General features: G+C 64.7%; 6 protein-coding genes and 3 pseudogenes. 3 read left to right on the forward strand and 6 right to left on the reverse strand.

What is annotated here, in order from left to right:
• Positions 1–7: 7 nt before the first annotated feature.
• Complete coding sequence (locus LGR54_RS08315) at positions 8–970, forward strand: GlxA family transcriptional regulator (RefSeq protein ID WP_230361513.1); 963 nt, start codon at positions 8–10, stop codon at positions 968–970.
• 70 nt (positions 971–1040) lie between these two features.
• Here LGR54_RS08315 and LGR54_RS08320 read toward each other — a convergent pair whose 3' ends face one another.
• Together LGR54_RS08320 and LGR54_RS08325 are read right to left on the reverse strand one after the other, a co-directional pair.
• The gene (locus LGR54_RS08320; RefSeq protein ID WP_230361462.1) at positions 1041–1400 is read right to left on the reverse strand and encodes a response regulator; all 360 of its coding nucleotides are present in this window, start codon (positions 1398–1400) and stop codon (positions 1041–1043) included.
• A 140-nt stretch (positions 1401–1540) separates the two neighbouring features.
• Entirely contained in the window at positions 1541–2185 is a 645-nt protein-coding gene (locus LGR54_RS08325) for a response regulator transcription factor (protein ID WP_230361463.1), read from the reverse strand.
• A gap of 52 nt (positions 2186–2237) precedes the next feature.
• Here LGR54_RS08325 and LGR54_RS08330 point away from each other — a divergent pair, with 52 nt between their 5' ends.
• Positions 2238–5000 (forward strand): MFS transporter, encoded by a 2763-nt coding sequence (locus LGR54_RS08330; protein WP_230361464.1) that lies wholly within the window; start codon positions 2238–2240, stop codon positions 4998–5000.
• Between the two features lie 256 nt (positions 5001–5256).
• Here LGR54_RS08330 and LGR54_RS08335 read toward each other — a convergent pair whose 3' ends face one another.
• The 4 genes and pseudogenes from LGR54_RS08335 to LGR54_RS25720 all read right to left on the reverse strand — a co-directional run.
• Positions 5257–5490, reverse strand: a complete 234-nt coding sequence (locus tag LGR54_RS08335) for a nucleotidyltransferase domain-containing protein (protein WP_230361465.1) — start codon at positions 5488–5490, stop codon at positions 5257–5259.
• Between the two features lie 11 nt (positions 5491–5501).
• Positions 5502–5647 (reverse strand): annotated as a pseudogene (locus LGR54_RS08340) (hydrolase); the annotation flags it as partial.
• A gap of 41 nt (positions 5648–5688) precedes the next feature.
• The gene (locus tag LGR54_RS08345; RefSeq protein WP_230361466.1) at positions 5689–5940 is read right to left on the reverse strand and encodes a DUF1427 family protein; all 252 of its coding nucleotides are present in this window, start codon (positions 5938–5940) and stop codon (positions 5689–5691) included.
• Positions 5941–5987: 47 nt separating this feature from the next.
• Positions 5988–6092 (reverse strand): annotated as a pseudogene (locus tag LGR54_RS25720) (ring-cleaving dioxygenase); the annotation flags it as partial.
• Positions 6093–6105: 13 nt separating this feature from the next.
• Here LGR54_RS25720 and LGR54_RS08350 point away from each other — a divergent pair.
• A pseudogene (locus LGR54_RS08350) lies at positions 6106–7034 on the forward strand (LysR substrate-binding domain-containing protein).
• Positions 7035–7362 lie beyond the last annotated feature (328 nt).

Raw genomic sequence — 7362 nt, forward strand, 5'->3', positions numbered from 1 at the left:
AGCCATCATGCGTAAGCTTATCAGTATCGGGTTGCTGGTCGCCGAGGGGTTCCAGGTCATGGGGCTCGCGGCACTCTCGGTGTTCGAGATGGCCAACCGCGTGCTGGAATATCCCGGCTACGACGTCCACGTCATCTCCGAGCACGGGGGCCCGGTACGCAACTCCCTCGGATTTTCGATCGAGACCAAGCCGTTCCCCGCAAGCTTCCACGACACCACGGTGACGATCGGCTCGCTGGCGATGGGACCGACATCACCCGGGCATCTCGACTATCTGAACCGGGCCGTTGGGCGCTCCCGCCGGATCGCGGGCGTCTGCACCGGCGCCTTCGCGCTGGCGGAAGCCGGCCTGCTGAACGGACGGCGGGCGACCACGCACTGGGCGCATGCCGCCCGCCTGCAGGCCGAGTTTCCCGCGATTAGGGTCGATGCCGATCGCATCTTCATCAACGATGGCGGGTTCTGGACCTCCGCCGGCATGAGTTCGGCCATGGACATGGCGCTGGCACTCGTGGAGGACGATTTCGGCCAGGAAATCGCGCGCACGACGGCCCGCCGCATGGTGCTTTATCTCCGTCGTCCCGGCGGCCAGTCCCAGTTCTCGACCCTGGTGGAAGTCGAGCCGAAAACGGACCGGATTCGTCGGGTGCTGGCCTACGCGAAGGAGAACCTGGCGAAGGACCTCTCGATCGAGGAACTCGCGCAATGCGCCAATCTCAGCGTCCGCCAGTTCAGCCGGCTGTTCCGCAACGAGACCGGGCAGACCCCTGCGAAGGTGATAGAGACGCTCCGCCTCGAAGCGGCCCGCCTGCTCATGGAGGAAGGGCGCTTTCCGCTCGACGAGATCGCGCAGATCACCGGATTTGCCGACCGCGAACGTATGCGCCGCGCCTTCGTGCGCTCGTTCGGCCAGTCCCCGCAGGTCGTCCGTCGCCGCATCGTCCAGGATCGCCAGAGCAGCTTCGCCTGAAAGCGCGCGATGTGCCCCCATTCGGGGCGAGCGACCGACATTCGTGCGGCATCGAGACCGGCGGGTGGGCCTACTCGCCCAGGCAGCGTATCAGCGCCTCGGCGAGAATCGGCTTGCGCAGCAGGCAGGCCGCACCGCCGGCCATCGCACGGCGGCGCACTGTTTCGTCACCGAGAGCCGTCATCACGATGATATGCATGGTCGGGTGACGCGCGCGAATAATCGCCTGAAGTTCCAGTCCGCTCATCCCTGGCATGTTCACGTCCGTGAGCAGGCACGAGATTTCATCCTGCGGGGCAGACTCCAGAAACGCCTCCGCCGAAGCGTAGGAATGGGTCTTGTAGCCAAGAGATTGGAGGAATGACGTCGTAGCGTCGAGGAATGCTTCGTCATCATCGACGATCGCTACGGATCTCGGTTTGACCGTCACGGCCAACGCTCCCAGGCCTTGAGAATATTTCCTCCCACTAAATGGAGCAGTGGCCGGCACCTCGTAACTATACGATAGTTTACGGCACAATAATACCGTCGCTAAGGCAGCCCCCGAGGCGGGGCACGCATGGGGGCTGCCTAGGCGTCTGACGCCAGCCTGATGAGTTCCGCCTTGCGAACGAGATCGGCCACGGATGTCGCCTTCATCTTTCGCATGACATTGCCCCGGTGAATTTTCACGGTGATTTCGCTCACGCCAAGCTCGTGGGCGATCTGCTTGTTGAGGAGGCCCGCCACCACGAGGCGCATCACCTCCACCTCGCGGGGCGTGAGGGCGGCCGAGAGCTCGACGATCCCCACGGTCGCCGCCTTTTCGGCTCGCCGGGCAGTGTCCCGCTCGATGGCCACCGTCACCGCGTCGAGCATTTCCTGGTCGCGGAACGGCTTGGTGAGAAAGTCCGTGGCGCCGGCCTTCATCGCCCGCACGGACATCGGGATGTCCCCATAGCCGGTCATGAAGATGATCGGCATGCGATTGCCCATCGCGTTCAACTTGGTCTGAAGATCGAGCCCGCTCGCCCCCGGCAGACGCACATCGAGGACGAGGCAGCCCGGACGATCCGGCAGTTGCGCCTCCAGAAGCTCAGTCGTGGAACTGAACGCCATCGCCTCCAGTCCCACCGAGTCGAGGATGTCGGAAAGGCCATGGCGAATGCCCTCGTCATCATCGACGACGAGAACAAGAGGGGTCTGGTTGGGCGCTGGGTTCGTCGGCTTTTTCATAGATGGGACCAGTGTGACCGGCCACCCTTACGCCGAACCCACGAAACACGCCATGCTTCTTTTAGGTTCAGGAAAGGACATTTCCGCAGTAAATATAGGTCAAAACGATCAATTTCGGACATATAGACATCAAATTCAGACATATCTGAAATATAGCAACGGTAGACATCGTGGATCTACGCCGATAGACAACGGAATATCTGCGCGATCTGGAGCCTCCCGCCGTGCTTTTCGACCATTCCACCGGAGACGACGAGCCGGCACCTCGCGAGCACACGAGCATTCCGCTCCGCGCCAGCACTATCGGCACGGCATGAGCAGCGCCGGGTCGGGAAGCTCCCGCCAGAAGTCGGCGCGCGTGCTGTTCGCCAGCCTCGTCGGCACGGCGGTGGAGTTCTACGACTTCTACATCTACGCCACGGCGGCGAGCCTGATCTTCGGACCGCTGTTCTTCCCGGCATCGGTGCCCTCGATGGAACTGATCGGCGCCTATGCGAGCTTCGGCATCGCGTTTATCGCGCGGCCGCTCGGAGGCGCGGTGTTCGGTCATTTCGGTGACCGTATCGGCCGCAAGACGACATTGGTGGCCTCGCTTCTGCTGATGGGCGGCTCGACCGCCGCCATCGGCCTGCTGCCCACCTACGAACTGGTGGGATGGCTGGCGCCGCTGCTGCTATGCCTGCTGCGTTTCGGCCAGGGGCTGGCGCTGGGCGGCGAATGGACGGGCGCGACGCTTCTCGCCCTGGAGAACGCACCGCCCGGCTGGCGCGCCCGCTACGCGATGTTCGCGCCGCTCGGTGCCCCGATCGGCTTCATCATCGCCAACGGCCTGTTCCTCATCCTCACGCTGGTCCTCTCGGTCGAGGAGTTTCGCGACTGGGGCTGGCGGGTGCCCTTCCTGGCCAGCATCCCGCTGATCGGGATCGGCCTGTGGGTGAGGCTCAACCTGGTGGAGACGATGGAGTTCGCCGCGGCGCTCGCCGAAGCGCCGCCCCCGCGCGTCCCGCTGCTCGAACTGCTGCGCACCCACCCGCACCAGGTCGTTGCCGGCACGTTCGGCGTCGTCGCGTGCTTTTCGCTCTACTACACGGCGACCGCCTTCGCTCTCGGCTACGGCACGTCCGTCCTCGGCTATCCGCGCTCGGCCTTCCTGCTCATCGAGCTCGGGGCCATCCTGTTCATGGGCGCCAGCATCGTGCTGGCCAGCTGGCTGTCGGATCGCTTCAGCCCAGAGAACATCCTGATCGTCGGCTGCGCCGGGACCATTCTCTCCGGCATCCTGCTGTCGCCCATGATGGGCAGCGGCTCGCTCACGATCATCTTCCTGTTCCTGTCCTTCTCACTGTTCGTCATGGGGTTCGTCAACGGCCCTCTCGCCGCGTGGCTGCCCGAGCTGTTTCCTCCGCGGATCCGCTATTCCGGCACCTCTGTGGCGTTCAATTTCGGCGGCATCATCGGCGGCGCCTTCTCGCCGTTGATTTCGCAGGCGCTGGCGGAAGGAAGCGGGCTGGCCGCGGTCGGCTTCTATCTTGCCATCACAGGGGGCCTCAGCCTGATCGCGTTCGACTTCAGCGCGCGCAAGCGCACGCTCGGGGCACTGGCCCGGAGCGAGAGCCGATACCGGTCGCTGTTCGAGCAGGCGCATGTTTCGCTCTGCGAGATGGATCTCACCGATCTGAAGGAAGCGCTGGAGGCGCCGAACAGCCGCGCAGGCAGCGGGCGCGATACGCCTCGCGAGAGAACGTCGCTCGATAAGCTCGCCGAGCTCGTGCACCTTGTCGATGTGAACGAGGCGACAGCGCGGCTTCTGGCTAGCCCCACCCGCGCCTCGGTGCTCGGGCCCATCGAACGCTTCCTGATCAACTCCGACACGCTGCTGGAGCCGCTCGTCGCGGCGATCCGCAATCGATCGGGCCATGTGGAAACCCAGATCCGGTTGCGCGCACTCGACGGGCGTGATCTCACGGTCATGCTGGTGATGACCTTGCCCGACGACGATGCGTCGTTCCGCCGGGTGAGCGGCGCCATGCTCGACATCACCGAGCGCGAGGCGGCGCGCGAGACATTGGCCGCCGCCCAGCAGGAACTGGCGCGGGTCGGACGCATCTCCACCGTCGGGGCGATCTCCGCCTCCATCGCGCATGAGCTGAACCAGCCGATCGGCGCCATGGTGATGAGCGTACAGGCCTGTGTCCGCTGGCTTCAGCGCGACCCACCCGATCTGGACGCCGCGACACGCGCCGCCGAACGAGCGGTGAAGGACGGCGTGCGGGCCAGCGACATCATACAGCGCACCCGCGAGCAGCTGCGGCAGGCGCGTCGGCAACCCGAGCCGGTCGATCTGCGGAAAGTGGCCGAGGAGGCGGTCAGCCTGCTCGACCGCGAACTGCTCGCGACCGGCACGCGGGTGCGGCTCGATCTCGGATCGGACGATGCGGCGGTCATCGCCGATCGCGTGGAGCTGCAGCAGGTGATCATCAATCTGATGACCAACGGCATGCACGCGATGGCCGACACGGCGGAAGACGCGCGCCAGCTCGAGATAAGCCTGCGCGCCGAGGGGCCGGAACTGCTGCTTCTGTCGGTGAGCGACCACGGCAGCGGCATCTCCCCGGAGAATCTCTCGAAGCTGTTCAACCCCTTCTTCACGACTAAGCGCGAGGGAATGGGCATCGGCCTCGCCATCTGCCGCACCATCGTCGAGGCCTACGGCGGCTCGCTGCTGGGCCGAAACGGCGAGCATGGAGGCGCGGTGTTCGAAGTCCGACTGCCGACCGCGCAGGCGCACGACGCGGAAGGGCTGGCGGCCGAATAGGTCGCCGTCGCGTCGGAGCCCCCACCCGATCTTCGCCTGTTCCGGTCTTGGCCAAAGGGGCGGATGGCCGCATCGAATTCGGCGTCGACAAAGCGCGAGATCGCCTTCGGCAAGATCATTGTGCCGAGTTCGTGCGTCTGCGCCTTCTGCGCGAGAAGCGTAGCAACCAGGTCCCGGATTTCTGATGGAGGCGAGGTTTCAGCCATTAAGGTCGGGAGTGCATCGGCGGCACATTGCCCTGCGGATGCAGCCGCAGCTACCGCGACCCCGCCGCGGGCCGGAGGGCCGACCCGGCGTAGTTGATCGGGCTTTGCGGCCACTCGAGGAAGGTGACGTTCCCTTTCAGCATCAGCTTCAGGAAGACGACGACCGAGTACTCGACGTGGCCCGAATTTGGCCTCTTCGGGATGACATCGATCAGATTGGAGATGTGGTCACTGCCGCCTCCTCGATCCACAAGGTCGAGTAGCACGAGGATGCAGAACCTCATGTTTGTCCGCTGATACGCGGTGGTTTGGCGAGACCGACAACGTTGTTCTTCAGCACCTGGGGGTCGATCGATTGGACGCCGAAAGCCATCTGCGGCTGCTGATCGATGAAGATGAGTTGGCTTTTCTGCGCGTGAGCACTTCGAGCTTGCTGGACATGGGCGTTTCCTGTTGAGGGATGGCAAGATGAGCCGGGCGCGTCAGGCAGCGTCGGCATCCTTCGTCGCCCCGCCGGAGCGATGAAGCGCGAAGGATTTTTCGTGCAAGCAGGACTGCACGACGTTGGCGTGTCCCCTCAGCCATTGCACGGCGGCCTCTCCCGCCAGCATGCCGAGCAGCCCGAAAAGGGCGATGATCGGCGGCGCCGGCGAGCGCACCGCGAGAAGGCCGTAGACCGCGCCGATCCCGAGACCGGCAGCGAGGGAAATGAGATAGGGTTGAAGCTGACTCATCGCGGAAGCTCCAGATTGCGCGCAGAGGGCGGTGGGAAGGGCGGGCCTTAGCCGGCAAGCGGCGCGTGCTGCCCTTCGATCCGGGCGCGATAAGGCTCTTGGTGGGCTGGCAGCTTCAGCGCCTCTCCGAGAGAGGCGGTGTCCTGGTTGCGACCGTCGATTTCGTTGAGCACGCGTCCGCCTCCTCGCGGCCGCGCCGCGCTCAAGGCCCTCCGCACCTTCCTTCTCGCCGCCGAAAAGCGGAATTTCGCTCAGGCGGCCCGCGAGATCGATACGACCCCCGCCTCGGTCACGCGGACCATCGCCGTGCTCGAGGCCGAGCTCGGCGTGCAGCTCTTCGTCCGCACCACACGGCAGGTCGCACTGACGGGAGACGGTGCCATATTCGCCGCGCGGATCGCTCCGGTCGTGCAGGCGCTGGACGCGGCGCGCACCGAGCTGATCAACGCGTACAAGGCGGACGAAGGCAGGCTATGGATCAATGCGCCCATGTCGTTCGGCCAGCGCCTGCTGCCGCATATCCTGTGCGGGTTCCGTGAGCTCTATCCCAGGATCGACGTCGAGATCACGCTCACTGACAAATTGATCGACGTGGTCGACGAGGGGTTCGATCTGGCGATCCGCATTTCGGGCGTGCCATCCGAAAAGTTCACCATCTGGCGCAAGATCTGCGCCATCAGGCGCATCCTCGTGGCCGCGCCTGGCACGCCCCCCCCACCACCGCCCGCCACCCCAACGAGTTGTCTCCCGATGCGTGCCTCGCCTACGATGCCGGCAGCCATCGCGAGACATGGGAGCTGACGGATGGCGGCTCCACCGCGACGATCTCGGCGGGGCGAGCGGTCAGTTCCAATAATGGAGAGGTATTGGCCAGTCTTGCCGTGAACGGGGCCGGTGTCGCCCTGCTTCCGGTCTTCATCGTCGCCGAGCATTTGCAGGCGGGACGCCTGGTCCCGGTTCTGCCGGAATGGTCGTCGCCGGAGTTCTGGCTCACGCTCTACTATCCGCCCTATCAGAAGCTGCCGCCGCGCATCGCCACCTTTTCCGACTTCTTCGAGCGGGAGATTCCCCCTCTCGTGACCGCGATCGAATAGATCGGCTAGAGCAGCTCGGGACCGAGCGAACCCGGTCCGTCCATCCGTCCTGGAGCGTCACGGGTTACGCGGTCAGATGCCGAATATCTCGCGTATCAGTGACGCGGTTAGGAAGAGGTCCGAGTAGTTGAAATGTCTGCTTCGGGATGGCGTGCCAATTCCTGCTCTTGGCGCTACCGGAAAGGTCTCCCTCTAAACGATGCAACGAGCTACCCGACATTCTCGCTCTACTTTGTCAGCGCCGACCATTCGGCGAGCGTCGGGGTCGGCATGTCGAAGCGGTCGCGGATGGTCGCGCAGGTTGAGCCGCCGAGGCGGGCGATGGCGT

Source organism: Ancylobacter sp. Lp-2 (genome assembly GCF_020523795.1).
Taxonomy (GTDB): domain Bacteria; phylum Pseudomonadota; class Alphaproteobacteria; order Rhizobiales; family Xanthobacteraceae; genus Ancylobacter.

Excerpts from the sequence above, each read along its gene's own strand:
- LGR54_RS08315 (WP_230361513.1), top strand. The coding sequence starts at position 8 with ATGCGTAAGCTTATCAGTATCGGGTTGCTGGTCGCCGAGGGGTTCCAG.
- LGR54_RS08325 (WP_230361463.1), bottom strand. The coding sequence starts at position 2,185 with ATGAAAAAGCCGACGAACCCAGCGCCCAACCAGACCCCTCTTGTTCTC.
- LGR54_RS08330 (WP_230361464.1), top strand. The coding sequence starts at position 2,238 with ATGCTTCTTTTAGGTTCAGGAAAGGACATTTCCGCAGTAAATATAGGT.
- LGR54_RS08335 (WP_230361465.1), bottom strand. The coding sequence starts at position 5,490 with ATGAGGTTCTGCATCCTCGTGCTACTCGACCTTGTGGATCGAGGAGGC.
- LGR54_RS08345 (WP_230361466.1), bottom strand. The coding sequence starts at position 5,940 with ATGAGTCAGCTTCAACCCTATCTCATTTCCCTCGCTGCCGGTCTCGGG.